28 protein-coding genes are annotated in these 25,882 nt (G+C 39.8%); 11 read left to right on the forward strand and 17 right to left on the reverse strand.

Going from position 1 to position 25,882, the window contains the following annotated elements; all coding sequences use genetic code 11:
* Positions 1 to 5: 5 nt before the first annotated feature.
* The 6 genes from FDK13_RS13265 to FDK13_RS13290 all read right to left on the reverse strand — a co-directional run bounded on the left by FDK13_RS13265 (position 6) and on the right by FDK13_RS13290 (position 5,581).
* On the reverse strand, positions 6 to 2,777 hold the full coding sequence (locus tag FDK13_RS13265) for a TonB-dependent receptor (protein WP_137340468.1): 2,772 nt from the start codon (positions 2,775 to 2,777) through the stop codon (positions 6 to 8).
* A 28-nt stretch (positions 2,778 to 2,805) separates the two neighbouring features.
* Positions 2,806 to 3,366 carry a carboxymuconolactone decarboxylase family protein gene (locus FDK13_RS13270; RefSeq protein ID WP_137340469.1) on the reverse strand — a complete coding sequence of 187 codons (561 nt, stop codon included), beginning with the start codon at positions 3,364 to 3,366 and terminating at the stop codon, positions 2,806 to 2,808.
* A 42-nt stretch (positions 3,367 to 3,408) separates the two neighbouring features.
* The gene (locus FDK13_RS13275) at positions 3,409 to 3,948 is read right to left on the reverse strand and encodes a carboxymuconolactone decarboxylase family protein (RefSeq protein WP_137340470.1); all 540 of its coding nucleotides are present in this window, start codon (positions 3,946 to 3,948) and stop codon (positions 3,409 to 3,411) included.
* Between the two features lie 223 nt (positions 3,949 to 4,171).
* Complete coding sequence (locus FDK13_RS13280) at positions 4,172 to 4,726, reverse strand: hypothetical protein (RefSeq protein ID WP_137340471.1); 555 nt, start codon at positions 4,724 to 4,726, stop codon at positions 4,172 to 4,174.
* Between the two features lie 152 nt (positions 4,727 to 4,878).
* Complete coding sequence (locus FDK13_RS13285; RefSeq protein ID WP_137340472.1) at positions 4,879 to 5,079, reverse strand: helix-turn-helix transcriptional regulator; 201 nt, start codon at positions 5,077 to 5,079, stop codon at positions 4,879 to 4,881.
* On the reverse strand, positions 5,057 to 5,581 hold the full coding sequence (locus tag FDK13_RS13290; RefSeq protein ID WP_137340473.1) for a hypothetical protein: 525 nt from the start codon (positions 5,579 to 5,581) through the stop codon (positions 5,057 to 5,059). The genes FDK13_RS13285 and FDK13_RS13290 overlap by 23 nt, the downstream gene beginning before the upstream one ends.
* Positions 5,582 to 5,848: 267 nt before the next feature.
* Between FDK13_RS13290 and metG the strand changes: the two genes are divergently transcribed.
* On the forward strand, positions 5,849 to 7,921 hold the full coding sequence (metG, locus tag FDK13_RS13295) for a methionine--tRNA ligase (protein WP_137340474.1): 2,073 nt from the start codon (positions 5,849 to 5,851) through the stop codon (positions 7,919 to 7,921).
* Positions 7,922 to 8,020: 99 nt separating this feature from the next.
* Here the strand turns inward: metG and FDK13_RS13300 are convergent, their stop codons facing one another.
* The 4 genes from FDK13_RS13300 to FDK13_RS13315 form a co-directional block, all read right to left on the reverse strand.
* Entirely contained in the window at positions 8,021 to 8,356 is a 336-nt protein-coding gene (locus FDK13_RS13300; RefSeq protein ID WP_137340475.1) for a hypothetical protein, read from the reverse strand.
* 190 nt (positions 8,357 to 8,546) lie between these two features.
* Positions 8,547 to 8,951 (reverse strand): Hsp20/alpha crystallin family protein, encoded by a 405-nt coding sequence (locus tag FDK13_RS13305; protein WP_137340476.1) that lies wholly within the window; start codon positions 8,949 to 8,951, stop codon positions 8,547 to 8,549.
* Between the two features lie 327 nt (positions 8,952 to 9,278).
* Entirely contained in the window at positions 9,279 to 9,554 is a 276-nt protein-coding gene (locus FDK13_RS13310) for an Rdx family protein (RefSeq protein WP_137340477.1), read from the reverse strand.
* Positions 9,555 to 9,621: 67 nt separating this feature from the next.
* Positions 9,622 to 10,038: a hypothetical protein gene (locus tag FDK13_RS13315; protein ID WP_137340478.1), complete on the reverse strand. Its 417-nt coding sequence runs from the start codon at positions 10,036 to 10,038 to the stop codon at positions 9,622 to 9,624.
* A gap of 313 nt (positions 10,039 to 10,351) precedes the next feature.
* On the opposite strand from FDK13_RS13315, the gene FDK13_RS35390 reads away from it, so the two are divergent.
* From FDK13_RS35390 to FDK13_RS13340, 6 genes are all read left to right on the forward strand, one after another.
* On the forward strand, positions 10,352 to 10,510 hold the full coding sequence (locus FDK13_RS35390; protein WP_170982791.1) for a hypothetical protein: 159 nt from the start codon (positions 10,352 to 10,354) through the stop codon (positions 10,508 to 10,510).
* A gap of 373 nt (positions 10,511 to 10,883) precedes the next feature.
* Positions 10,884 to 11,273, forward strand: coding sequence for a hypothetical protein (locus FDK13_RS13320; RefSeq protein ID WP_229216032.1), 390 nt, complete (start codon positions 10,884 to 10,886; stop codon positions 11,271 to 11,273).
* Between the two features lie 186 nt (positions 11,274 to 11,459).
* Positions 11,460 to 11,990 (forward strand): hypothetical protein, encoded by a 531-nt coding sequence (locus FDK13_RS13325; RefSeq protein WP_229216033.1) that lies wholly within the window; start codon positions 11,460 to 11,462, stop codon positions 11,988 to 11,990.
* Positions 11,977 to 12,837, forward strand: coding sequence for a sensor histidine kinase (locus FDK13_RS13330; protein ID WP_137340479.1), 861 nt, complete (start codon positions 11,977 to 11,979; stop codon positions 12,835 to 12,837). Before FDK13_RS13325 ends, FDK13_RS13330 begins: the two co-directional genes overlap by 14 nt.
* 2 nt (positions 12,838 to 12,839) lie before the next feature.
* Positions 12,840 to 13,496, forward strand: a complete 657-nt coding sequence (locus FDK13_RS13335) for a response regulator transcription factor (RefSeq protein WP_137340480.1) — start codon at positions 12,840 to 12,842, stop codon at positions 13,494 to 13,496.
* 209 nt (positions 13,497 to 13,705) lie between these two features.
* Positions 13,706 to 14,386: a type 1 glutamine amidotransferase domain-containing protein gene (locus FDK13_RS13340; protein WP_137340481.1), complete on the forward strand. Its 681-nt coding sequence runs from the start codon at positions 13,706 to 13,708 to the stop codon at positions 14,384 to 14,386.
* Positions 14,387 to 14,434: 48 nt separating this feature from the next.
* On the opposite strand, the gene rfbC is transcribed toward FDK13_RS13340, so the two are convergent.
* Positions 14,435 to 14,977 carry a dTDP-4-dehydrorhamnose 3,5-epimerase gene (gene rfbC, locus FDK13_RS13345; protein ID WP_137340482.1) on the reverse strand — a complete coding sequence of 181 codons (543 nt, stop codon included), beginning with the start codon at positions 14,975 to 14,977 and terminating at the stop codon, positions 14,435 to 14,437.
* 109 nt (positions 14,978 to 15,086) lie between these two features.
* Here rfbC and pyrF point away from each other — a divergent pair, with 109 nt between their 5' ends.
* A complete protein-coding gene (gene pyrF, locus FDK13_RS13350; protein WP_137340483.1) occupies positions 15,087 to 15,914 on the forward strand; it encodes an orotidine-5'-phosphate decarboxylase in 828 nt (275 codons plus the stop codon).
* Between the two features lie 48 nt (positions 15,915 to 15,962).
* On the forward strand, positions 15,963 to 17,198 hold the full coding sequence (lysA, locus tag FDK13_RS13355) for a diaminopimelate decarboxylase (RefSeq protein WP_137340484.1): 1,236 nt from the start codon (positions 15,963 to 15,965) through the stop codon (positions 17,196 to 17,198).
* Positions 17,199 to 17,306: 108 nt separating this feature from the next.
* On the opposite strand, the gene FDK13_RS13360 is transcribed toward lysA, so the two are convergent.
* The 5 genes from FDK13_RS13360 to FDK13_RS13380 all read right to left on the reverse strand — a co-directional run bounded on the left by FDK13_RS13360 (position 17,307) and on the right by FDK13_RS13380 (position 22,867).
* Positions 17,307 to 18,689: an aldehyde dehydrogenase family protein gene (locus tag FDK13_RS13360; RefSeq protein WP_137340485.1), complete on the reverse strand. Its 1,383-nt coding sequence runs from the start codon at positions 18,687 to 18,689 to the stop codon at positions 17,307 to 17,309.
* A gap of 28 nt (positions 18,690 to 18,717) precedes the next feature.
* A complete protein-coding gene (locus FDK13_RS13365) occupies positions 18,718 to 19,491 on the reverse strand; it encodes a glucose 1-dehydrogenase (RefSeq protein ID WP_137340486.1) in 774 nt (257 codons plus the stop codon).
* Between the two features lie 306 nt (positions 19,492 to 19,797).
* Positions 19,798 to 21,177 carry a glutamine synthetase family protein gene (locus FDK13_RS13370; RefSeq protein ID WP_137340487.1) on the reverse strand — a complete coding sequence of 460 codons (1,380 nt, stop codon included), beginning with the start codon at positions 21,175 to 21,177 and terminating at the stop codon, positions 19,798 to 19,800.
* A 13-nt stretch (positions 21,178 to 21,190) separates the two neighbouring features.
* Entirely contained in the window at positions 21,191 to 21,814 is a 624-nt protein-coding gene (locus FDK13_RS13375) for a DUF4230 domain-containing protein (RefSeq protein ID WP_137340488.1), read from the reverse strand.
* Positions 21,815 to 21,859: 45 nt separating this feature from the next.
* On the reverse strand, positions 21,860 to 22,867 hold the full coding sequence (locus tag FDK13_RS13380; RefSeq protein WP_137340489.1) for a bile acid:sodium symporter family protein: 1,008 nt from the start codon (positions 22,865 to 22,867) through the stop codon (positions 21,860 to 21,862).
* 191 nt (positions 22,868 to 23,058) lie between these two features.
* On the opposite strand from FDK13_RS13380, the gene FDK13_RS13385 reads away from it, so the two are divergent.
* Positions 23,059 to 24,261, forward strand: coding sequence for a hypothetical protein (locus tag FDK13_RS13385; RefSeq protein WP_137340490.1), 1,203 nt, complete (start codon positions 23,059 to 23,061; stop codon positions 24,259 to 24,261).
* Between the two features lie 8 nt (positions 24,262 to 24,269).
* Complete coding sequence (locus tag FDK13_RS13390) at positions 24,270 to 25,091, forward strand: glycoside hydrolase family 16 protein (protein WP_137340491.1); 822 nt, start codon at positions 24,270 to 24,272, stop codon at positions 25,089 to 25,091.
* Positions 25,092 to 25,147: 56 nt separating this feature from the next.
* Here the strand turns inward: FDK13_RS13390 and can are convergent, their stop codons facing one another.
* On the reverse strand, positions 25,148 to 25,780 hold the full coding sequence (gene can / locus FDK13_RS13395; protein WP_137340492.1) for a carbonate dehydratase: 633 nt from the start codon (positions 25,778 to 25,780) through the stop codon (positions 25,148 to 25,150).
* Between the last annotated feature and the right edge of the window lie 102 nt (positions 25,781 to 25,882).

A 25,882-nucleotide genomic window follows, 5' to 3' on the forward strand; every position in this document is an offset into this window, starting at 1 on the left:
CTTTTTCATCTGAATAACTGATCAAAATTTAAGCTCACGTAATACAATCCACCAACAGACGGAGAGCCAAATGCCTGAACAACGTAATGATTTGTCAGATTGGAGGCGCCTAATTTCACCGTCGTTTTTAAGGACGGAACCCTGTAACTTACCTGAGCATCCAATAAGCTGTATGCAGAAATTCTTCCCGGACGCAATTCTGTAAATGTGCCATACCAGTCGAAGGCGTTTTGCCAGTGCCAGGCTACACTGAATCCAAGTTTTTCTGTCAAACGCGCGTTGCTTAACGTAAGATTTGTTTTCCAGGTTGGGGTGTTAAAAGCAGGAATATTATTGGCATTTGCATCACGTAAGTTGAAATCGATCCAGGTCGCATTAGCACTCACTCTGTAATTTTTTGGCAAAGAATAAGTCAAACCTGTACTAACTCCCTGAATCGAAACCTTGTCTGCCGCATTGGTATACAACTGAAATGCCTGCGTTTTTCCATTAAGAATTTCAGCAGCAGCATCCGGGTTAATTTTTCCATCCGGAAGCAAAACATTTGCTGTTGGACGAATTACTACGGTGTTGATAATAAAATCGGTATACTCACTAAAATAATAATTGACATCGATCAGCAGTTTTTTACCAACAATTCCTTTATATCCAACTTCATAGCTTTTCACTTTTTCCGATTTGATATAAGGTACATTTGATTTTACCAATTTGTCTTTATTATTGGCAACGGCCTGTGGAAACGGTGTCCCCTGCTGAACCTGGGCGGCAAAAGCACTTGCAAATGCACTTACCGAAGCAGAAGTAAATGAGTTTTCATACGCATTCAAACCAACTGAATTTACAGGCACGCCGCCTAAAATGATGATCGGGCCAACATTCAGTTTTATATATTGATCGCTGATCGTCGGGTTACGAAATCCTGTCTGGTAGGACGCTCTGAAATGATGATTTTCGCCAGGAGAAAAAACAGCAGAAGCGCGCGGTGTAAAACGTCCGTCAAAGTTCTGGTTTTTGTCATAACGACCCGAAACCGTCAGTTTCAACATATCTTTAAATAAAGATTTGGAAGCCTGGGCAAACATTCCAAATTCATCATTTGTCAGTTTTTTGTTTAAATCATCTAGCAAAGTACCGCCTGTATCCAGATTATATTTTCTGTAATTTCCGCCCACCTGCAAACTAAAAACATGCAAAAGCGAACTCAAATCGTACATTCCTTCCACATGACGCAAGCTGCATTTACTCAAAATTCCTGCACCGCCCAAACCTCTTGTTTTGATCAGCTGCTCCTTATCCGCATCGAACTCCGCAGTTCCGGGAAGGATTCTGCCCTGATCTGCAAAAGCGCGCGCGGCAGTAGGGTCTTTCAAAGTAACTCCTGAAATTGTCCCGTTAAACGCAGCTGCATAACGCTGAAACCAGGTCGCATCAGCAACATTGGGCGCTACCGTATTTCCGTTCAAATCCTTTACCCAAAGACGATTAATAAGCTGTCCAAGTGCACGAGAGTTATAAGAATTTGTAGAAAGCTCCTGATTAGAATACGCACGAACATAAAAATTACTTCCTTTTACTTCCAGCCGGTGTTGTATAAATTTGAAATCATTTATTACAAAACGGTTGCTACCTGTATACTGCGCAGTTCCCTGGTTGAAATTCCCCTGATAAATCGCTTCAATTTTATCCGTAATCCGATAGTGAATAGCACCGTTTAACTTCAGGCTATATACGCCATACGTTGCCAGATCTTTTTCTTCATAGCCTGTACGCGACACACGACCGATATTTGGTAAAGTTTGCGCGACTTCGTCACCGTAAATATTGACAGCATTTCTTCCCGGGTTATTTGGCCCTCTGTTCGCTGCCGGTGTGTTTGGATCAATGTCGGTGTAATTGTTTGCATACCAATCCGTTCCTGTCAGGTAAGATGCATTCAGTTTAAAAGCCAGTCTATTATTAAAGGATTTGGCATATCGGATCGCCATATCGTACACCGGTTTAGCACCAAGTCCGGTACCGTCATTGATGTGATTGACTCCGAATTTTGTTTGGATGCTTAATCCCTGATAATCAAACGGATTTTTTGTGCGTGTGTATAACATGCCGTTGAAAGCGACCGGCCCGTATAATGCGGAAGCTGCTCCGGGAATCAGTTCAACACTTTCAACATCAATATCATGCGGACCAAATAAATTCCCCATCGCAAATCCCAAACCGGAAGGCTGGTTATCCACACCATCAACAAGTTGCAAAAAACGGCTGTTTCCGGTACTGTTAAATCCGCGGGTATTGATTTGTTTGTATGTCAAACTGCTGGTAACCATATCAACCGATTTCATATTGACCAAACCATCGTAATAATTTGCAGACGGTGTTTGCTGAACGCCTCTGATATCCATTTTTTCAATACTTACCGGTGAGCGAAGAATATTTTCCTCCACACGGGAAGCTGAAATAACAACCTGATCCAATTGTTCCGAGGCAGTTTTCAAAGAAACTGTAATCGACGAATTGTTATTTATTTTCACTTCCTGTTTTTCATAACCTACAAGAGAAATGACCAGGGAAGCCGGTGTGTTAATGTTTATTCCAAAATTTCCAGTCGCATTGGAAATCGTTCCGGAAAGATTTCCTTTCACGACTACGGATGCACCAGCCAAAGGCTGTTTCGTTTCAGAATCGAGAATTGTCCCCGCAACTTTGACGGTCTGGGCATTTGTGATCTGTGAAAACAACAGACTTAGTATTACTATAAATTGGTAAAAGTTTCTTTTCATATCATTTTTGTAAGGAGAGTTGTATCAATTATTTTTTCAAATGATCATACCCTTGTGGAAGCCTGTTGTAACCGTGGTTTACAATTCTTTCACCGAGATATTGATAAAATTCAGGGTTGGCAGGCGTTACACTGGCAAGTCCGTCAACGTAGCGGTTGTACAGACAAAATAATCCGGCTATCAAAACAGTATCATGGATTTCTTCATCTGAAGCACCATTTTCTTTGGCAGTTGCAATAGCTTCCGGCGTAACGGCTTTTCCACTGATCTGAACCAGTTTGGCAATTTTCAGCAGCGATTTCATCTTGTCACTTACAGGTGCGGAATCGATATCATTTTTAACCATTTCACAGGTTTCCGTTTCTCCTAAAAGTAAATCAGCAGCAGCAGTATGTGCAGTTGTGCAAAAGACACATTCGTTGTTATACGAAACTACGGTTGCGATCAATTCTCTTTCTCCCTGGGTGAGCGTAGAATCTCCTCTAAGTAAAATCTGGGTAAGTTCACGGATTGGTCCCGCGGTATGCTGGCTGTATTCAAGCAAGCCAGTAATGCCAGGCAAATGTGCCGGCAGATCGATGTATGGCATTTTTTATGAATTAGATACCTGGATAAAAGAAAAACTCGGATTTCAATAGCGGTTATAACCGACAAAAGCCATGCGCTCACCCATTTCACGGTAAGCTTCATTTTCTTTTGATGCCCAGGTACCCAATCCGTCCACATAACGGTTGAACATGCAAAAAGCAGCCGCAATCAAAACAGTGTCATGGATTTCCTGATCCACGGCACCGGCTTCGCGGGCAGCAGCGATATCTTCTTCCAAAACATGTTTTCCGCCTTTCTGTACTTTTGCAGCAATATCAAGTAAGGCGCGCAGTTTTTCTGAAACCGGAATGGTTATGAAATCCTGTTTGATATCATCCAGCAAATTAACATCGCAAGACAAATGAGCCATTGCCGTTGCACCGTGTGAAGTATGGCAAAAGTGGCAATTGTTAAGATTTGAAACATAAGAAGCGATTAGCTCACGTTCGCCACTCGTTAATGGAGACGGGCCTCTGAGCAAAACATCTGCCAAAGCTCCAAGTGGTTTTGCAGTTTCCGGTTTGAAATTAAAAAGTCCTACGATCCCCGGAAGTTCTTCGTTCGGTAGTTGTATATGTGCCATTTTGAAAATGCGCCATTTAATCAGCGATATTAAAGCTGATCGTCAATTACCGAAACTTAAACAGCCGGCAACCAACTAATTATAAAATAGTTACAAGAATTCAAAAACCATTTGCACAAATAAAATGAGCCGATGTAAAACCGCATAAACGACAGCAGACAGAATGATTTTAAAATCATTCAAAAGCCGGGTATAACTCAAAATGTACAAAAAGAAAGAAACCCTAAACTAAATCAGGCGGCGGGGAAGGAATGCTCAGGAGAGCCCTAAGCGGAGTTAAGTTTTTGTAGGTTGAAGTGTAAGTCGACTTTTCATACCATTCCATTATATAGAAAACATGCTTCTTGCTGGAAGTCATATATTCTTTAAGGAAGCTTTTAAGTATTGTTGAAGGAGATTTTTTGTGGGTATCAGAAGTATTACCGGAAACTTCGTCGTTGATGTGAGAAACAAGGCTCATAAAACGATCACGGGCATTCTGGTCAAATTCACAATGAACATACATCGTATCATTAATCAGCTGCCTGGATTTCATTTGGTAATATTCACCTTCGTGCTGAATTTTACCTTCGGCTGGTTCCGGATTATCCCAGGTTGTCTGATATGGAAGCGATACGGGCACTTTAATGACAATGTCTTTTGAGAACGCGTGCCTTTCAATAAAATCTTCATTTCCTGCACTTACGGCATACTTGTCTTCCAACAAATAGACTACCGAATAGCCCATCATGTTGTAAAGCAAAAGCCCAAAAAGCAATATGGAAAGAATTCGACCCAAGGTTACAATAGTAAAAGTATTACTTGCAATTGTACAAATATATAGAAATGAATAGAATTTGCAAGTAAAGAAATCCCGGAGAAGGTATTTTTTGAAAATAAGACTTCTCCGGAGACACTAAAAAAATCATTTTCATTCAATTAATTCCAATATCAGTCACCCTCCTCTAACTCAAATACTTCATTTACAGTCTTCTCAAATTGTTGGGCGATCTTCATTCCTAATGCCAGCGTCGGGGAATATTTTCCGGCTTCAATAGCATTAATTGTTTGTCTTGATACCTGAACACGGTCTGCCAAATCTGCCTGGGTAATATTTAAAATGGCACGCTCAATTCTTATTCTGTTTTTCATGACAAACTCCTTTCTTTTTCAATTCAATGGCTGGCTGTACCAATAAAAGCCAATAAAAACGTGTGATAAAAATGAGAAGAGGCGTAAAAATGTTATAGATCATGATCAGGAAAAACGACGTCCCGAATACCAGCATAATACATAAAAACAGAATGAAATAATTAGCATATATCCCCCATTGTAATGATTCCAGTCTGATTTGAGCAATCCGTTCGTCTTCAACTTTAAGTCTGGAAAAACCAATAATGAATAAACCTGTGATCAATGTGAGGCCCAGTAAATCCTGAATGTTGCGAAAACTGACTGTTCCATCCGGCTTAACCGCGAAAATATTCCGAAACATTTCCCAGTCGGGATATTTGAAATGCAAACGTGTTGGAATTTCGGTAATCGGAAAATTAGCACCATCAACCAGCATCCAGATTGCCAGAGGCATTGAAATAAAAGTCAGGATAAATCCATAAGATCGCCAGGAATTTGGCAACAGATATTTTGTTTTCATAAATACGGAGGTTTTAAAAGTATATCAGGATAACGCTATAAATGTAAACTATATTTTAACTAATGTAAAATATAGTTTACATTTTATCCAACAAAACATACATATAAATTTCGTAGAAAAAACATTTTACAAGTCACCTTTCTTCACTACTTTTTAACAGACCCTATTAGCGACACTAACTTCCAATTTTTGTTGTTTTAAAATGTACCCTCCCACAAACCGATTTGATTAACTTTGCACGATAAACTAAATAAGAGTTAAAAATTAATGGCAATTATTGACCCTAAACGCTATACCGTCACCGCGGCATTGATTTATGCCAACGGACCTATTCATATTGGCCACCTTGCCGGATGTTACGTTCCTGCGGATATTTACGTACGTTATCTTCGTTCAAACGGAAAAGACGTCGCATTTATAAGTGGTACTGATGAACACGGCGTACCTATTACGATCCGCGCGAAAAAAGAAGGACTTACGCCTCAGCAAGTTGTAGATAAGTATTACACACAAATCCACGATTCCTTTAAACAGCTTGGCATTTCCTTCGATGTTTATTCGCGCACCAGCAAGAAAATCCATCACGAAACTTCCCAGGAAATTTTTAAGGATTTGTATGACAAGGGCGTTTTTATAGAAGAAACCACCGAACAATATTATGATGAAACCGCTCAACAATTTTTAGCAGATCGTTATATTGTAGGAACTTGCCCGGTTTGCGCAAACCCGAATGCCTACGGAGATCAGTGCGAACGCTGCGGATCTGCGCTTAGCCCGACAGAACTTATTGAGCCGCATTCCATGCTTTCAGGAGCAAAACCGGTGATGCGTCCAACGACCAACTGGTTTTTACCATTGGATAAATTGCAGCCTCAGGTTGAAGAATATGTAAACGGTCACCCGGAATGGAAAACGAATGTTTTGGGACAATGCCAATCCTGGCTGAAAGAAGGCCTGAAACCCCGGGCCATGACCCGCGATCTTGATTGGGGAATTCCTGTTCCGCTTCCTGATACGGACGGGAAAGTACTTTATGTTTGGTTTGAGGCACCTATCGGATACATTTCTGCTACCAAAGACTGGCTGATCCAGAAAAACGGCACGGATGAAGGATGGAAAAAATGGTGGCAAAAAAATGAGGATGGTGTTGAGGATACAAAACTTGTCCACTTCATTGGAAAGGACAATATCGTTTTCCATTGTATCATTTTCCCGGCGACAGTTATTGCTGAAGGAAATCTGATCCTGGCGGATAATGTTCCGGCTAACGAATTTATGAATCTGGAAGGTGATAAAATTTCAACTTCGAGAAACTGGGCAGTGTGGCTTCATGAATATCTGGAAGAATTGCCGGACAAACAGGACGTTTTGCGTTATGTGTTAACGGCAAGCGCACCTGAAACGAAGGATAGCGAATTTACCTGGAAGGATTTCCAAACCCGTAACAACAGTGAACTGGTTGGAATTTTTGGTAATTTCATCAATCGTGCTGTTGTACTTACACAGAAATTCTGCGACAATAAAGTACCGGCGTTGGGCGAATTGACAGAAATTGATCAGATTGTTTTAGCTGAACTTGCAGCTTTCCCTGCAAAAATCGGTGAAGCGATTGAAAATTATCGTTTCCGCGAAGCGCTCACATTTATAATGGATCTTGCGCGTCTTGGAAATAAATATCTTGCCGATACACAGCCATGGCATGCGATCAAAACAGATCCTGAGCGCGTTAATACAATCATGAATATTGCATTACAGATTTCTGCTTCACTATCGATCGTTTCAGAACCTGTACTTCCTTTTACAGCGGAGAAAATTCGCACACAATTGGGTGTTAAAAGCAAAAACTGGGCTGATGCCGGAAAATCAGATTTGCTAAAAGCCGGTCAGGAAATCAGTGAAGCCAGTCTGCTTTTTGAAAAAATTGAAGATCACGTTATTGAAAAGCAAATTCAGAAACTGCATGACGCAAAACGTGCTAATGAGCTGGAAGGAAAAGTGGTTGCAGCAGTAAAACCTGAAATTCAGTTTGATGATTTTGCCAAAATGGATATTCGGGTTGCGACTATTCTGGAAGCGGAAAATGTACCCAAAAGCAAGAAACTACTGAAATTAAAAGTTGACATCGGCAGCGAACAACGCACCGTGCTCAGCGGAATTTCCGAACATTTCAAAGCCGAAGAAATCATTGGAAAAAAAGTGCTTTACCTGGCCAATCTTGCTCCACGCAAAATGATGGGCATGGAAAGTCACGGCATGATCCTGATGGCCGAAGATAAAGACGGAAGTCTTGCGTTTGTTCAGCCAGGCAAAGAAGTCTGGAACGGCGGAACTGTCAATTAGTTTCGATATAAAGTTGAAAAAGAAAAGCCTGCCGCGATATTCTGCGGCAGGCTTTATAGTATAGGAGTTATTAGATTTTCAATGTTAAGGGAGTGAAAATCATTCAAATTCTTTTTTCAATTTATCGTACAAAGCATTCACGCGATCTACTAAAACTTTGCATTCAACATCACTCATTTGTTCAATGGTGTTGGTAACGGCGTTGGAAACAACTCTTCCTTCTTCATTTATTTTAGCCCCAAGCTTACGTGTAGAACCAAGAATATTTTCCCATTCTTCTACTAAATCGTCAGAGAAGTATTTTGGTTCAATAATGTTAAAATAGGCGGCCTGGGATTTAAGCTGTTCTTTAAGTTTTCCTCTGTCCGCGGACACACGAAGACCTTCGGCTAGCTTTGAAAATTCAATAAAGGCAAAAATATTCGACTTTTTCATATGATGTGTTGAGTAAGGGGAGGTTCTGAGTAAACAAATATACACAGATCGCACTTTAATTTTTCATCAAATGATGTAGGTTTACTATATCTTAACATTAACTATTAGATGAATACCATTCTAAAAAGAAAAACCCCACAATTTACAATTGTGAGGTTTCTATGTTTGACAAGTCTGGTATTTTTCAAGTCTACCAACGTTCGATATCAACTTTTCTGCGGAAATCATCTTGTTGGTGATTAAATGGAAGGAACAATACCAATTGACGTTTTTCACTATCATATCTGGCTGTAATATTATCAGCATCCACTCCATCCGGAATTGCTAATGTGCTGATAAAACGAATTGTTTTCCACTGCTCTTCACCTCCTTTTTCCTGATTAAATATTGGCAAGAGGTGATATAATCTCATTTTGTCTTTTACAATTTCCAATTGAAGGTCTTCTGACTCTATACCGGGCGCCTTCACTGTAACTTCGTAACCATCCGTTCCTTTTTCAAGGTGTACGATCGGTTCACTTATCCCTCCGTTAATGGTATTGCTAAAATCAATATGCATCAACATCTCCCGTGGTATTTTTATCTTGCTTTCCATGGTGTTTTGCGTTTTGTGTTCACAGATATTCATTAAACAAAAAATAATGTACCAGTAATTCCTTTTTTACTTAGAGTTGATTTCAGCAAGAAGGTTTAATGACGCTAAACAATTTCAAATCAGTAAATTAACTCACAAATCTAAATAAGTAAATATTTGAATAAATTAATAAATTAATACCGACTGACATTCTTGCAGACTAAAATTAAAAAAATGCCATTATGTCGCACTATTGCTTATTCAATTATATCCAAATATTAGTTATCTGATAGCAGTAAAATTGATCCTCAAACCAAATTTTATACCTGATCTACGATAAGAAATCCATTAACGATCATTATGCCCTAAATTCCGTTCCGGAGCAATCTGATCACGAACGCGTTGTTTCATTTCCTTCGGTTCCGGAAAATGCCCTTCCCGTTTCCTGTCCCATAAAAGATTTTCGTCAAGCCTAATCGTGTACCGCCCCGAGACGTCGGAAGGAATTAAAGTCACCGCATGTAAGTCATCCGAGAAAGTTGTCAGCAGTTCCTGGGCCATCCAGGCAGCACGTAAAAGCCAGCCACATTTTGGGCAATATTCTATAATTATCGTGGGTTTCATTTTGAGTTATTTTTTTGATAAAGTTAATTAAACGTTCTTTATCAAAAAGGCCTCAATCGACCACGAGCTAGAAATCAGCAATAAACAATGCCTTTGTGTTGGGAGCCACAGCCACCCGGGTTGTCTTGGTGCTGATATCAAACGACTGCCTGAATCGCTTTTCACCATCAAATAACTCGAATGTATATTGCCCATCCATAAAAGAAGATAAGTCAAACAGCTTTTGGTATTTTTTATAAACCAGGGCCGTCTCAGTGAATATCAGATTGTTGTTTCCATCTGAAATCCGGACAAGAACTCGGTCTGTCTCCGGCCAGCTGTATGAAATTTTAAATTTCATCGGCCTGACCTGCATGACGTAGAAGTCTGAATAAAAAGCAATGTCACTTTTCCGGGTTGTGTTCTGCGAATGGGCTTCGGATAGAGCCGCCAGGATCAGAATCAGGCAACTTACTTGGCGTAGAAGGTAAAAATTATTTTTCATAGAAATCCAGGTTTATTTACATTAAACAACTGTCACTCCTTAATCAAAATATCAAAAACAATAAGTATTGTTTCACTGTTAAAACTATAAAGTATTGATTAACAAATCAATACGAAAAACAACCAGCAGCAAAACTTATTCTTAAAACAAATTTAAAACCGGAAATAGTACAACAATTATTGTTGCAATAATGAAGATTGTTCTGATAGTACAATTATGTGAGAGCCCACAAGATGGATTTGTAATCCTCCGGGTTCTGGCCGTAACATAATTAACTGCTAACCGTCAGAATATTGAATCAAAATCCAATAAAATGGCCTCAGACCAATATTTTATCAGGAACCAGGACGGATTGTATTATCTGACAATTACTGTTGTGGGTTGGGTCGATATTTTCACAAGAAAGGCGCATAAGCTGAAAATCATTGATTTGCTGCGCTATTGTCAAAAACAGAAAAGACTTCGAACGTAACAAATAAACATTAAAACAAAAGCCGCCACAGAGATCTGCAACGGCTTTGTACCTGTTCCTAACCTTTTAACTTTTCTATAATGTGCCGGGGTAAGTTGATACTGTATTACAAAGGTAAATACAGTATGAGTTGCATTTTAGCGTGAATACACGTGATTTTAATAACAGGTAAATGGCATTTGTCCAAATCGTAATTATCCCTGATCTGGTAGGTAAAATTACGTGTTTTACTTTTCGACTTATCAGTAATTTACTCAAAAACAACAAGTTACAAAAACAAAAATATCCAACAAATCCAAGCAGCTTGGCATTCGTAATACTTAGAAGTAATTTTATAGTAACTAATTTTAACTCTCTTCTTAAAAATATAATCATGGCAAAGTTCAGTGGCAACGAAGGCAGACTGATTTCTTCATTGGAAGTAAAGGAATTGAGAAGTCCTCATCATGCATTAGAAAAAAATATTAAGGCCCGTGGTGAAAATTTTATCCAGGCTGAATTTTTCGGTTTAAACACTTTTAAGAAACTCATAGACCCATTAGGCAAAGATTGTGTTGGTTTTCGTGTGTATTATGGTGCACAACACGAAGATCATGACGGCGAAGAAGTTGTAATTGGAAAAGGAAAACATACTTCAAGACTTATCATTGTGCCCGTTGATGCTAACGGAAAAGATATTTCGAAAGGAGCTGGCCTTAAAGATATGCCGGCAAACGACGATGCAATGGCCGGTGGACCAACTTGCCCATCTCATTGTAATTAACCGCTCTCAAATATGGTGCTGATTGAATCCTATCTTACTTTCATTCACAACCATTTAATTGTATGCCTTGCAGTTTTTATAACAATAATCCCTTTATTTCTGATTTTTTACAGAAAAGCAAACGTTGATCCTTCATTTTATCTTCTTCAGATTTATCTGATAACGAAGTTGATAATTGATCTAATCATGTTTCATTATGCTACGCAGAGAACAAATAATTTAGTGTATTACAACCTTAGCATTCCACTTCGATATGCTTTGCTTAGTGGCATGATTTATTACAAAATTGAGTCTGTCGCATACAAAAAAGGGATTATTTATTCGATCATTGGATTTTTGATTTTTACAATCTGGGATGTATTTTATTCCAATTCCGATATTAAAGATCTGCATAACCATAGCATGGTTGCCTATGCCACAACAGTGGAATGTTTATTGATGTTATTTTGGGTACTTGCATATTTCTATGAAATAATTCGTATGCTCAAAATCCCCAATTTACTAACATTTCCATTTTTTTGGGTTTGCTCCGGTTTATTATTGTACTATTCAAGCTTCATTTTTATAGCACCAATTTTACACTATACCGAGAAATGGGAGAATCCGCTTTATATTGGATTTCTGGATTTAGTTCCTTACATTTTTGAAACACTTTGCCTGTTATTTTTCAGCATCGGAGTTTGGATATTTTCAACACGTTATTATGCAAAACAGTGACGGATTAACCTGGGCAATACTAATCGCTACACTTGCAATGTTGATGATGGCATTTTTTGTAATCCTTTTCGTAATGTTTTACCAAAAGCGGCAATTGCAACAGGAAAAAAACCTGCATGAAATAGAAAAAGATTATCAGCGCCTATTACTGGACACTGCTCTAAATTCGGAAGAAACTGAACGCAGGAGAATTGCGCAGGAACTTCATGATGATATCGGTACAATGCTTTCTCTTACCAAGCTAAGCCTGAATCAGCTCAGCAAACTGGTAACTGAGTCTGGCATAAAAGAGGACCAGATCATGCGAAAATCCCAGGCGCTGGTTGAGGAAACAATTTTACATGTCAGGCGAATTACCCGGGATCTAGTTCCTACAACACTGGAACGTTTCGGACTGGCTGCGGCTATCGAAGAATTTATCAATAAACTTGAAAACAGCAAAGATTTAAAGATTTCGTTTATTTCTAATACCGAAGAAGCTCCACGTCAAAGCCAGAAAATAGAATTGACTATTTACAGAATTATGCAGGAACTTGTTAATAATTCAATCAAGCATTCGCAATGTTCAAGGATTGAAATTAACTTGCATATAAATAGTACGATCATTGAACTTCAGGTAACTGACAACGGAATCGGATTTGATCCGGAAGCTTTAAAAGACAACAACCTGACAGGTTTGGGACTACTTGGAATTGAAAGCCGGCTGGCCATTGTCGACGGCACAATAAACTATGAAAAACCTAAAATTGGTGGCTCGAAAGCATTTGCACTTGTGCCTGTTGTACCTGCATCCGATAGCAAACCTGAACCATTACATCCATTCCGCCGTCAACGCGTGACAATTTAAAAATAAAGACCATGAAACTGGGCATAGCCGACGACCATGAATTGTTCAGAAAAGGATTCATTTCCATGCTGAGTAATGTTCCGGATTTTGACTTCGTTCTGGAAGCGGCAAACGGGCAGGAACTCCTGGACAAGCTTCCGGATAATATGCCTGACATTGTTTTTATGGATTTACAAATGCCTGTCATGGACGGAATTCAAGCAACAGAGCTGGCATTTGAGCGTTATCCGGATATCAAAATTATCGTTGTTTCGATGTACAATGAGGATCGTTTTGTGATTCATATGCTGGAAAAAGGCGTTCAGGGCTATTTATTGAAAGATACAAGTCCGGACGAAGTGGAAAAAGCGATCCGCCGTGTGGCCGAAGAAGGTTTTTATTACAACGATTTTGTTTCCAAAGCAATGCACCGAAAAATGGTGAACCGCCAGCCCAACAAACATCCGTTTTTCCCAAACTCCTGCAACGTAGCACTTTCAGCCCGTGAAAAAGAAGTTCTTCAGCTAATCTGCGACGGACTATCGACTGTGGAAATCAGTGAAAAATTATTTATCAGTGTGCGTACCGTAGAAGGCCACCGTTTGCGTGTACTTGAAAAAACAGGCACAAAAACTACTGCGGCAGCCGTTGCTTTTGCATATAAAAATCAACTCCTTTGATAGCTGTTGGCGATTAGCTTTTGGTTATTAGGCAGCCCGATCAAATTTTTTGGCGTATACATTCACCTCGAAATCTTTACCGCTATCGGTATATCACAAACTTTTTATTTTATCTTTCCAAAGTGTTCAGATAAACTTTGACACATGCTGAATAACAGAATTACCCCCCATTCTATCATTCCAAATTCTCTCATTCAATCATTGATAAAATGAAAGTACTTATTGTTTGTACCAACCATGATTCTTATCCTTCCAAAACAGGAAAAACAGGATTATGGATGAGCGAGTTAACGCATTTTTATGATACAATGACGAGACGAAGAGTATTGGTTGATATTGTAAGTCCAAAAGGCGGGACAATTCCGATCGATGAAAGAAGTTTTGACCTGAAAGACGAAATCAACCAGAAATGTTTTAACGATGCTGCGTTTCTTGCCAAGTTTGAGAAATCACTAAGCCCTTCCGAAGTCGTAGCAAAAGATTATCGTCTTATATTTTTTACAGGAGGAGATGGCGGCATGTGGGATTTTCCGGACAATACAGAATTACAGGAAATCACAAAAACGATTTATGAAAATCAAGGCATGGTAACAGCCGTTTGCCACGGTGTAAGCGGACTTTTGAATGTAAAACTTTCAGACGGATCTTATTTGATCAATGATAAATACCTGACAGGATTTTCGCACGTGGAGGATACCCTGATGAGTTTTGTTAGCGAAATACCTTTTCACTTAGAAGATAAACTTAGGGAACGCGGCGCACATTATACCAAATCCATGATTCCTTTTATTGAATTTATCGAAATGGATGAAAGGCTGATTACCGGACAAAATCCAAATTCTGCCGGAAAAGTAGCTTCAAAAGCTTTGGAAGAACTTTTTGAAAAATAAAAAAATAAGACCGCCAAATTATTTCGGCGATCTTATCCTTCAAATATCTTAAACGTATTTTTCAAATAACGTTTTAAAAGAAGGCAGGATAATATCCTTTTCTGAAACAATCGGATTCTCAACGCCCCAGTCAATTCCCAAGTCCGGATCATTCCATAACAACCCGGATTCAGCTCCTTTATTGTAGATGTTGGTACATTTATAACTAAACACAGAATCTTCAAGCGCTACGAATCCGTGAGCAAAACCTTCCGGAACATAAGCCATATTATTTGTATCACTGCGCAGTTCAAAAACTTCATGTTTGCCAAATGTCGGAGAGTCCGGACGGATATCTACCGCTACATCCAGCACACGTCCTGAAATCACGCGAACCAGTTTTCCCTGAGCAAATGGCGCATTTTGAAAATGTAAACCTCTCACCACACCTTTGATCGAGAATGACTGGTTATCCTGAACAAAGTTTGTCGGCAAGCCTAATTTCTTAAATAATTCTTCATTGTACGATTCGAAAAAGAATCCTCTGTCGTCCTGAAAAACGCGTGGGATAATTTCTACTAAACCGGCAATGGAGGTTTCGCGGATCTGCATAGTTATGTTATAAATTATCTTTTTTAAAGATTGTAATCATTTAATGTGTGTGCAAATTTATGAATCTATTTGCAGAGGTTGTAATTTCGGCACATTATTTCGAAATAACATGACATACGAAGCGCTTTTTGAACACATTTCCCAAAAGAAATCCTATCTCTGCATAGGCCTGGACACAGATATACGTAAAATCCCTGCTCATTTGTTGAAAGAGAGCGATCCGGTATTTGAATTCAATAAACAGATTATTGACGCAACTGCCGATTATTGCGTTTCTTATAAACCAAACATTGCTTTTTACGAAGCATTAGGTGCAAAAGGTTGGGAAAGTTTACAAAAGACGATTGAATATATTCCTAAAAGTCATTTCACAATTGCCGATGCGAAACGAGGTGATATTGGAAATACGTCAGGACTTTATGCCCGTACCTTTTTCGATCCATCATCGTCAGGACTAAATTTTGATTCGGTTACAGTAGCGCCTTATATGGGCAGCGATTCCGTAACACCGTTTCTTGATTTTGAAGGAAAATGGGTAATTCTGCTGGCTTTAACTTCTAATTCCGGAGGTGCAGATTTTCAAAGACTTGAAACAAAAGACGGGTTGGTATACGAACAGGTTCTAAAAACTTCACAAACCTGGGCCGGTGCCGATCGGATGATGTACGTCGTGGGAGCAACCCAGACGAAAGATCTGGCTAATATCCGCACCATCGTACCCGATCATTTTTTGCTTGTTCCGGGCGTTGGAGCGCAAGGAGGAAATCTGGAAGAGGTTTCCCGTTATGGTATGAATAAAGCCTGCGGATTGCTTGTGAACGCATCCAGAAGTATTATTTACGCAGGAAACGGTTTAGATTTCGCAGAAAAAGCGAAAGAAGAAGCCCAGGTTTTACAAAAAGAAATGGCAGTTTATCTTGATAAGTATTGTAACTAAATCGGGATTAAATCATTTAATTATAAACGAATACAATTCAATTTCCCAATGCAGCTTTCAGAACAAAATACATATACAATACAAAATATCGATCCGGTTCAGCTTATTGAAGAATACGGCAGTCCGCTTTATGTTTACGATGGCGAAACAATTCGTCGCAAAGTAAAGGAATTGCAAAATGCTTTTTCAAGCATTAACATGAAAATCAAATTCGCCTGCAAAGCAAATACCAATCTTGCGATCTTAAAATTGATGCGTGAAATTGGTGTAGAACTTGATGTAGTTTCAACCGGCGAACTGGAAATGGGAAAACTGGCTGGATATGATACAAAACAAATCACGTTCACGCCAAGCGGTGTTCCTTTTCATGAAGTAAAAACAGCTGTTGAAGCAGGCACAATTGTCAATGTCGACAGCATTCCGCTGCTTGAATGGTTTGGACAAACGTATGGAAACACAAAACCGTGTTTGATCCGTCTGAAACCAAATGTTGCTGCAGGTGGAAATATAAAAATCATGACAGCACATGCAGATTCCAAATTCGGGATTTCTGTTTTGCTATTGGATCAGATTCTCGAAGTTGTCAAAAAATATGATATCAAAGTAATCGGCTTACATCAGCATACAGGATCTGATATTAAAGATGCCGAGCCTTTTTTGCAGGTTGCTGATATTGTTTTTGAAGCTGCTTTACAATTCCCGGATCTTGAAATTATTGATTTAGGCGGAGGATTTAAAGTTTCCTACAAACCAAATGATCCTATCACGGATATGGAGCTTTTGGGAAACAAAATTTCGGAGCGTTTCAAAAATTTCTGTGCAAAATATGGCCGCGAGCTACAATTATGGTTTGAGCCAGGAAAATTTCTGGTAAGTGAATGTGGGTATCTATTGGTTAATACAACGGTCGTAAAAGAAGATCCGGCCCGCACATTTGTTCATATTGATTCAGGTTTAAATCACCTGATCAGACCGATGATGTACGGTTCTTATCATCATATTTTAAACGTTTCAAATCCGGCAGGAGAAGAAAAAGATTATACAATTGTTGGCTATATCTGCGAAACAGACACATTCGCAACCGATCGTCCATTACCCGAAGTTCGTCAGGGTGATGTCCTGGCATTTCTAAACGCAGGTGCTTACGGTTTCACAATGAGCTCAAACTACAATGCCCGCTTCCGCCCTGCCGAAGTTCTGGTAGATAACGGTATTGCCAAATTGGTCAGAAGACGCGAAACACTGGAAGATTTGCTGCGCACGCAAGTAGGTTTCACAGAGTGACACAGAGGTAAAAAGAGGGGCACAGAGTAACAAAAAAGAGAGGTACACAAGTTTAAGTAAAATCAAACTCTGTGTACCTCTTTTTTAACTCTTAGTCCTCTGTGTAACCTAACTTATTTTCAAGTGGAAAGATTTTGCTTTTGTCAAAGCCTCGTATCCTACTTTTGAAAGCGTCACTCCCCTACCCGAATTTTTAACACCTGTCCAGGCTAAGGCCGGATCCAGATAATCGCAGCGGTTCATGAACCAGGTTCCGGTTTCTACCTGCGCTCCGATTTCCAAAGCTGCATCAATATCGCTGGTCCAGATAGAAGCAGTCAAACCATATTGGCTGTCATTCATCAATTGGATCGCTTCCTCATCACTTTTCACAGACATAATACCTACAACCGGAGCAAAACTTTCTTCCGTCATCACCTGCATGGTATGATCTACATTGACCAAAACCTGAGGTGCCATGTATGGTGTTCCTGCTTTGTGTGCCGGAAAAAGCGCTGTATCAATCAATGCTTTTGCACCCTGACCTACGGCTTCCTCAATTTGTTTTTGAGCAAAAACAGCAGCAGAAGTTCTTACCATTGGTCCCAAGGTCGTATCAGCATTAAGCGGATCGCCCAAAGTATATGTTTTTGTCAGCGCAACAAAACCTTCAACAAAGGCTTCATAAACATCTTCATGAACATAAATCCTTTCAACGCCGCAGCAAGACTGGCCAGAGTTAAAGAACGAACCATCCACTAAGTTTTCAACCGCATCAGCAACATTCGCATCCGCACGAACATAAGCAGGATCTTTTCCACCCAATTCTAAACCACCAACAATAAAACGCTCATTGATTGATTTCTGAACGGCGTGACCGCCTTCTACCGAACCAGTAAAAGCTACATAGGAAGTTCTCGTATCTGCAATAACCGTTGCTACTTGCTCGTGACTTAAATGTAAATATTGGAACACACCTTCGGGCAAACCTGCGTAAGCGAAAGCCTCAGCGTAACGTTCAGCACAAAGCGGCGTTTGCTGTGCATGTTTTAAAATCACCGTATTGCCAGCCATAATTGCCGGAATAACAGAATTGACAGATGTCAGATAAGGATAATTCCATGGCGCAACCACGAAAACTACCCCAACCGGATCCCGACGGATGAATCTTTTAAAACCGGCGATTTCCTCCACTTCAACATCAGCTAAAGCCTGCTCTGCAACAGAAATCATGTATTTCGCACGCTCCTGAAATCCTTTCTTAATTTCATTCGCTGTATAACGCACAGGCCGGCCCATTTGCCAGGTCAGCTCTAAACCAATTTCGTCAGCATTATTCACAAAATATTCCACCGCTTTTAAACAAAAAGCAGCACGTTCCCGAACCGTTGTTTTCTTCCATTCTTTTTGTGCTTCGGTTGCTTTTGCCAAAGCACTTTCAATCATTTCGTCTGTCGCAAGCGGCCGCTCCAGATATATTGACCCATCGATAGGGCTTATTGTTTTTTGCATGATTCAAAAAATTTGATCTATCTTGATCTTATAATGGTGTTACGTAAGCAGATGTAATTCCCCCATCAACCAGAAAATCAGTACCTGTAACAAAAGAAGATTCATCCGATGCAAGGAATAAAACAGCAGATGCCATTTCCCTAGCTTCGCCAAAACGTCCCATTGGAATATGAACCAGACGACGTTGTTTTTTCTCCTCAGTATTTAAAAATTTCATCAATAATTCCGTCCGCAAAGGTCCAGGGCACAAAGCATTGATCCGGATATTTTCACGTGCATGAATGATTGCCAATTCCCTTGTTAAAGCCAGAACTGCCCCTTTACTGGCCGTATAAGCAACTTGCGGTGTTGCAGCCCCAAGAATTGCAACGAAAGAAGCCGTGTTAATAATAGAGCCGCCGCCAGCACGCTGAAGGGCAGGAATTCCGTATTTACAACCTAAGAAAACTCCTTTGGCATTGATATTCATCGTCAAATCCCAGATGGATTCTTCGGTTGTCATCGCATTATCATCATCACTATGCATGATACCCGCGTTGTTGAACATGATATTTAATTTTCCAAATTTCTCTTCTGTAAATGCTACCATCGCTTCGCAATCCGCAGCCTTGGAAACATCGGCATGAAGATAAAAAGCTTCTCCGCCTTCGGCTGTGATCATATCTGCTGTTTCCTGTCCGGCAACATCATTTACGTCTGTAATAACTAGTTTCGCTCCTTCTTTGGCAAATAAAAGAGCAGTTTCACGGCCAATTCCACCACTTCCACCGGTGATGAGGGCTACTTTATTTTCTAAACGCATTGGGTTATGTATTAAGGGATTAAAATTTTATAGTAATTGAGTTTGTTAAAATTGGTATTTTAATAATATCCGGATAATTCCAGGAGGCTCCTACGGAGCCAAACCTTGCCCGGTAATAATTCATTTCTATAAACAGGGAGCCGCTAAGCGGCTGAATAATTCCTAATTCTTTGTATTAATTCCCATTCAAAAAATCTCCTTTCCTAAGACCCCACTCCATCGGAGCATCCTGTTTATAGCAATCAATTCTCTTCTCGCAAAATCCAGGCTCCTTAGGAGCCCTCCTGCCGCGGTCCAAAATTTCTCCTAAATCCTTTCAAAATATCTTTTCCTCTCCCAATCAGTCACCGACATMTCGTATGCACGTTGTTCTGTTTTGAAAAAATGCGAATAATGTTCAACCACATCTTTTCCAAACGTTTCCCTTGCAAATTCACTATGCTCAAAAAGCGTTGTGGCTTCTGCTAATGTATACGGAACTCTTGGCAAATGTGCTGCGGCATAGATATCACCTACAAAACATTCCGGCGGTTCAATTTTATTTTTAATTCCTGCCAAACCTGATGCTAATGAAGCAGCAAAAGCTAGATATGGATTACAATCAGCACCCGGAATTCTGCATTCGATGCGCATACTTGCCCCATGTCCAACGACACGGAAACCCGCAGTGCGATTATCATAACTCCATGCAAGTCGCGTCGGGGCCCAGGAACCATCTACAAATCGTTTGTAAGAATTAACGGTTGGCGCATAAAAAGGCATAACATCCGGTACATGTTTAATCCATCCGCCCAGAAACCAACGAAAAATATCCGACCCTTTCACCGGGCCAAATTGCTGATCACCGGCAAAAGCGTTTTTTCCATCTTTCCACAAACTCATGTGAATATGACTGCTAGAACCTGCTTGTCCCGTCGCAAATTTCGCCATAAATGTGACAGAAAAACCCATTGCATCGGCTACTTCTTTCATGCATTGTTTGTAAATAACATGATTGTCGGCCATAGGCAACGCTTCCGCATAACGTACATTTAATTCATGCTGGCCAAGTCCCCATTCGCCTTTTGAAGTTTCGATGGGAACACCCGAATTTTTCAAATGTCTGCGGACTGTGGACGTATATTTTTCATTCCGTGTGCCTTGAAGAATATGATAATCTTCCAAATAATATCCGGCGGGTGTTAAATCCTGGTAATGTTTTTGAAATGCTCCTTTGTAAGTATCTTCAAGCAGATAATATTCAAGTTCCGAGGCCGCAAAACATTTCAAACCACCAAAATCTGCGGCATTTTCAAGCTGTTTGTTTAAGATGGAACGTGGAGCAACCGGCACAGGTGCGTGTTTTTTTTCATCAAAAACATCACAAATAACCAATGCCGTTTTTTCAAGCCAATCCGCCATTCTCAATGTTGACAGATCGGGAACCATATGAAAATCGCCGTAGCCCAATTCCCAATTAGCATAAGTATAGCCCGGTACAGGCTCCATTTCCATATCGGTAGTCAGCAAATAATCACAGCCGTGCGTGCCGGAATCCAAAACACTGTCTATAAAATAATCTGCATCCACCCGCTTTCCCATAAGCCTTCCATAATGATCAGTGAAGGCTACGATTACGGTTTCAATTTCTTCAAGCTTAACTTTATTTTGAAAATCTTCCTGGGTAAGAAATCCTTTAACGGGCATAGGAATGATATGATTAACGTAATTTATCTATTTTAGCATTCATCGGAAATTTCAGCATTACCTTTTTGCCAGACGCTTTTTCAAGCATTGGCGTCAATATTTTCGTGGCATTTTCTTTCGTTTGTTCCAAAATACCCATATCCAATGCCGATTTTTGAATTTGTTTTTCAGCTTGTAAATATGCCTCATTCACCAGCTTTCCCTCTTCCATAAAAGCATATTCGGTATTATAAACTTTGGAATGTTCATGGTCAATTTTGAAAACACAAAGCTCTGGTTCGGGCATATGCACTACCAGCGTTTCTTGTTCTGACGTAATATCTGAAATCTGAATTTTGCTTAGATCAACACAACCGATCGCTTCTCCCTGCACAATCAAAACAGCTTTTGCATTTGGAAGCCAGGTTTTCACAACTTCCTGTTCCACTACATCTTTAAAATTGTATTTTACCAGTTCCAGTTTTCCCATAGCAGTCATTTCCTGCAACACCAGGGTATGAACCGTTTCTGTTTTATTTTTTCCCGAAACCCAATCCGGAATCCAGTTTCCTGAACTGAAATTATCCCACATCGATTTTAATCCTACCAGAATAAGTACAAATAAAAGTAAACGTAAGATGAACGGAATCAATCGCATAGTAATCTGTTTTGTTAAGAATATCGATTTTCAGAAAATCTCCGGCTACTCAGAATCCGCAATTTTCCGATTTTTTCTTGCCATACGCTGTGCCAAAACACTTGCAGCGATGAGTTGCAAAGCATGATATAACATGATCGGCAACAACATTACACCTGCATAAGATGCTCCTGAAAACAGTACCTTTGACATGACCGCGCCCTGAATCAAAGATTTTTTCGAACCACAAAATACTGCTGTTATTTCATCTTCCCTACTAAAATGCAACATTCGACTAAAAAAGCTCAGCAACAGATAGATGGCAAAGAACAAAGTAATCATTCCTGCACCTAAAAACAGGATGTCCCGCAGCTCAAATCCACTAAACAAATGCTCTCCGAAAGATTCACAAAACGATGTGTAAACAATCAATAAAATCGTAAACTGATCAAAATAGCGGATATTTTTTTTGTACTTTTCTGCAAATGCTCCCCAGGACTTATTCATCAATATACCTAAACCAACAGGAAGTATTACTTGCAAAGACAGCTTTCCGACTACTCCCAGCAAATCATATTCACCGGACGCATTGTCCAGCACCAGTCCCATCCAGAGCGGAGTAATAAAAACACCCATCAAACTGGAAATACTGGCATTGAAAATTGCCGCCGGAATATTTCCGTTTGCAATCGAAACCATAACCACGGAGGATGAAACAGTAGATGGCAAAGTGGTAAGGAAAAATATAGACAACCACAACAATTCATTTTCAGAGCCTTTAAAAAGCGGACGAACGGTCAGGGCAAGGAGTGGGAAAAGTACAAAAGTTGAAAAATGGATCATCGTATGGAGACGCCAGTTAGTCAATCCTGCTTTAAGTTTTTCAGGACTTAACCTCAATCCGTAAAAGAAGAAAATGACCGAAACACCATATGTTGCAATCTCTCCCAACGGCACCGGACTACTTTTCATGCCGGGATAAGGATAAACATATGCAAGCCCGATCATACTTATCAACGCCAGCAAAAAACCATCCAGACCAGCCTTCCCGACAATATTAATAATCTTCTTCATTCTGGCTTAAACAACATGTATTAACAAAATCTTATTATAAATAACAAGATTTAACCGTTTAATAAATTAAAAGTCTAAAGAACAACATTAAAGCAAATTATAGCCTTGCCCCTCAATGTTTTTTGGAAAAGAAGTTCTAACTATTTTATCTTAGCATACTACTTTACGTTATTACCCCTAAATAATAAGCCATGCTTTTTGAAAATTTCTACCGTTTACTGATTGGGTGGATTGAGTTCAAATTAAGGTCCAGAAATTGGATTCTAATACTGACTTTATTTTCTGTCGCTCTCTCAATTTTCCTCGCATTTCCTCCATATACCGTTTTATGGCATCATCTGAACCATACAGGAAATCTGGACGCGTGGACTTTTATTCAACATCAGGCAGAAAATCTTTTACATCCGACCGACATCGGATATGGCGTATATGTACGACGGGATGCTATGATTTACAGGTGGACGCTTCCCTTGCTTTCTTACGTTACCCGTCATAATGTTGTTTTAATCTTACTTTTCCAGGGTCTTATCGGTGTTGCTTTTATTAATCAGATCGCGAAATATGTGTTTTCCATTTCAAATGATAAAGTAACGACCTGCCTGTTTGTCTTATCACTTTCCAATATTTTTATCGGTGTATGGCCTTATGCAGATATTCATGGTTATGGCGATACATTTGCTTATTTTTTCCTGCTAAACGCCCTTTTCACACGTAAGCGTGCGGCCGTTTTCTTTTTAATGCTGGCCGCTTTTTTCACTGATGAACGTGCAGTGATCGCTGGTGGTTATGTACTGCTTTGGTGCATTGTCAACAAGGCTTATGAAACAGGTGATTTCAGATTCTGGACTTTGATCAAAAATGCTTTTGGGGGGCGAGGATGGGTAGTTTGGGTTAGCTGGATCGTCTATTTTGCAATTCGTATATATATTGGGAAAACTTATTTTCCGGATCACCGCTACACTTACAACTGGGCTCCGATTTTATTACAGGATGGAAATCGCTACGGCTTGGGCAGTAGTCTGTGGAGTGTTTTTGAAGGAATGTGGCTTTTACTTGGCTCTGCTTTCCTGGCTTTGCTATTAACCAAAAGATACGCATTACTTTTCGTTCTTTCAGTTGGTTTTATCATCCTGACGTCAACAGGAATTTACGTTCATGATATCGACAGGGCATTATCATATGGTTTTCCCTTTTTGCTGATGTCCGTTTTTGTACTTTTCAAAAATAGCTCACTTCGCTCGATCCGGATCATTTTTTTGTTTATGGCATTTATCTGTGTGTTTCATCCGCTTGTATTTACAATGGGTTACAACAGGATAATTTGGCTGGAGCCGTTACCAATGCGGGTAATTATGGGCCTCGACAGGCTTTTTCACTGGAATCTGTTTAACTAACTGTTATCATGAAAACCGGACAATACTTCATCATTTTATTACTTGTTTTCATCTCAATAAATTCTTTGAAGGCGCAGGAAAAACTTGTCTGGTCCGATGAATTTAATATTGACGGCAAACCGGACTCTAAAAACTGGAAAGCAGAAAAAGGTTTTGTCAGAAACCATGAAGATCAATGGTTTCAGGAAGACAATGCTTTCTGTAAAAATGGCTTTCTGATCATAGAGACCAGAAAAGAAGAAATGAAAAATCCCGGCTATATCGCCGGAAGCAAAAACTGGAAAGAAGAAAGGGCCACTGCTCATTATACTTCGGCCAGTCTGATAACGCAAGGCATGCAAAGTTTCAAATATGGCCGTTTCGAAATGCGTGCCAAAATTGATACCCGTTCCGGTTTGTGGCCCGCTTTCTGGACTTTGGGGAATGAAGGAGAATGGCCCGATAATGGTGAAATTGATATTATGGAATTTTACCGGAGTATGCTTCTTGCCAATGTTGCCTGGGGTTCATCCGAAAAATGGAAAGCAACATGGAACTCTGCAAAAAAACCAATTTCAGAATTTAAGGATCCTGAATGGGCTTCGAAATTTCATGTCTGGAGAATGGATTGGGATGAGAAAAGCATTAAATTATATGTTGACAATGTTCTGATGAATACACAGGATTTGGACAAAACTTACAATACGATAGATCCAAAGTCCAATGGATTTCGTCAGCCGCATTATATAGTACTAACACTTGCCGTTGGTGGCGACAATGGCGGAGATCCTGATAAAACTAAATTCCCCGCACGTTTTGAAGTAGATTATGTTCGTGTTTATCAGAAATGATAAAGTGTAAGCACTTAAATGAAAATGGCGCAGGGCTTAATTTTCTGCGCCTTTTTTTATTCAAAATCATATCGGTAAATATCGGCAATTTCAGTACCCGCCGGCATATCAACGATTGGCTTGATAATTCCATCGTTAAGCCCGAAAACCCATCCATGCAAATGCAGTTTCTGTCCGTGGTTCCATGCTTTCTGAACAATGGTTGTTTTCAAAAGATTGTTCACTTGCTCCACTACATTTAGCTCCACCAGTCGGTTAACACGGGCAGTCTCATCTTCAATCGCATCCAGTTCGGCTGCATATTTTTGGTAAACATCTTTAATATTGCGTAGCCATTTATTGATCAATCCCAGATCCTGGTGCGTCATCGCTGCCTTAACCCCGCCGCAGCCGTAATGTCCTACAACGAGAATATGCCTTACTTTTAAAACTTCAACAGCGTATTGGAGTACGCTCAACATGTTCATATCCGTGCTGACAACAAGATTTGCAACATTTCTATGAACAAACATATCGCCCGGACGTGAGCCCGTTAGTTCCTCAGCCGGCACGCGACTATCCGAACATCCGATCCAAAGAAAATCAGGTTTTTGATCTGCGGAAAGTCTGTCGAAATAATTTTCATCCAGTTTCAGTTTTTCAATCGCCCAGTCTTTATTCGCTTGCAGAAGTCGTTGATATAATTCCATTTAATTTTGAGATTGGTATTTCGTATGGCAATATAGCAGAAATATAGGTTTGTATCGCTGAAATGGGTGTTTTGATTGTGTTATTGGAAATTTCAATCTTCC

This window comes from Dyadobacter frigoris, assembly GCF_005280585.1.
GTDB classification, from domain to species: domain Bacteria; phylum Bacteroidota; class Bacteroidia; order Cytophagales; family Spirosomataceae; genus Dyadobacter; species Dyadobacter frigoris.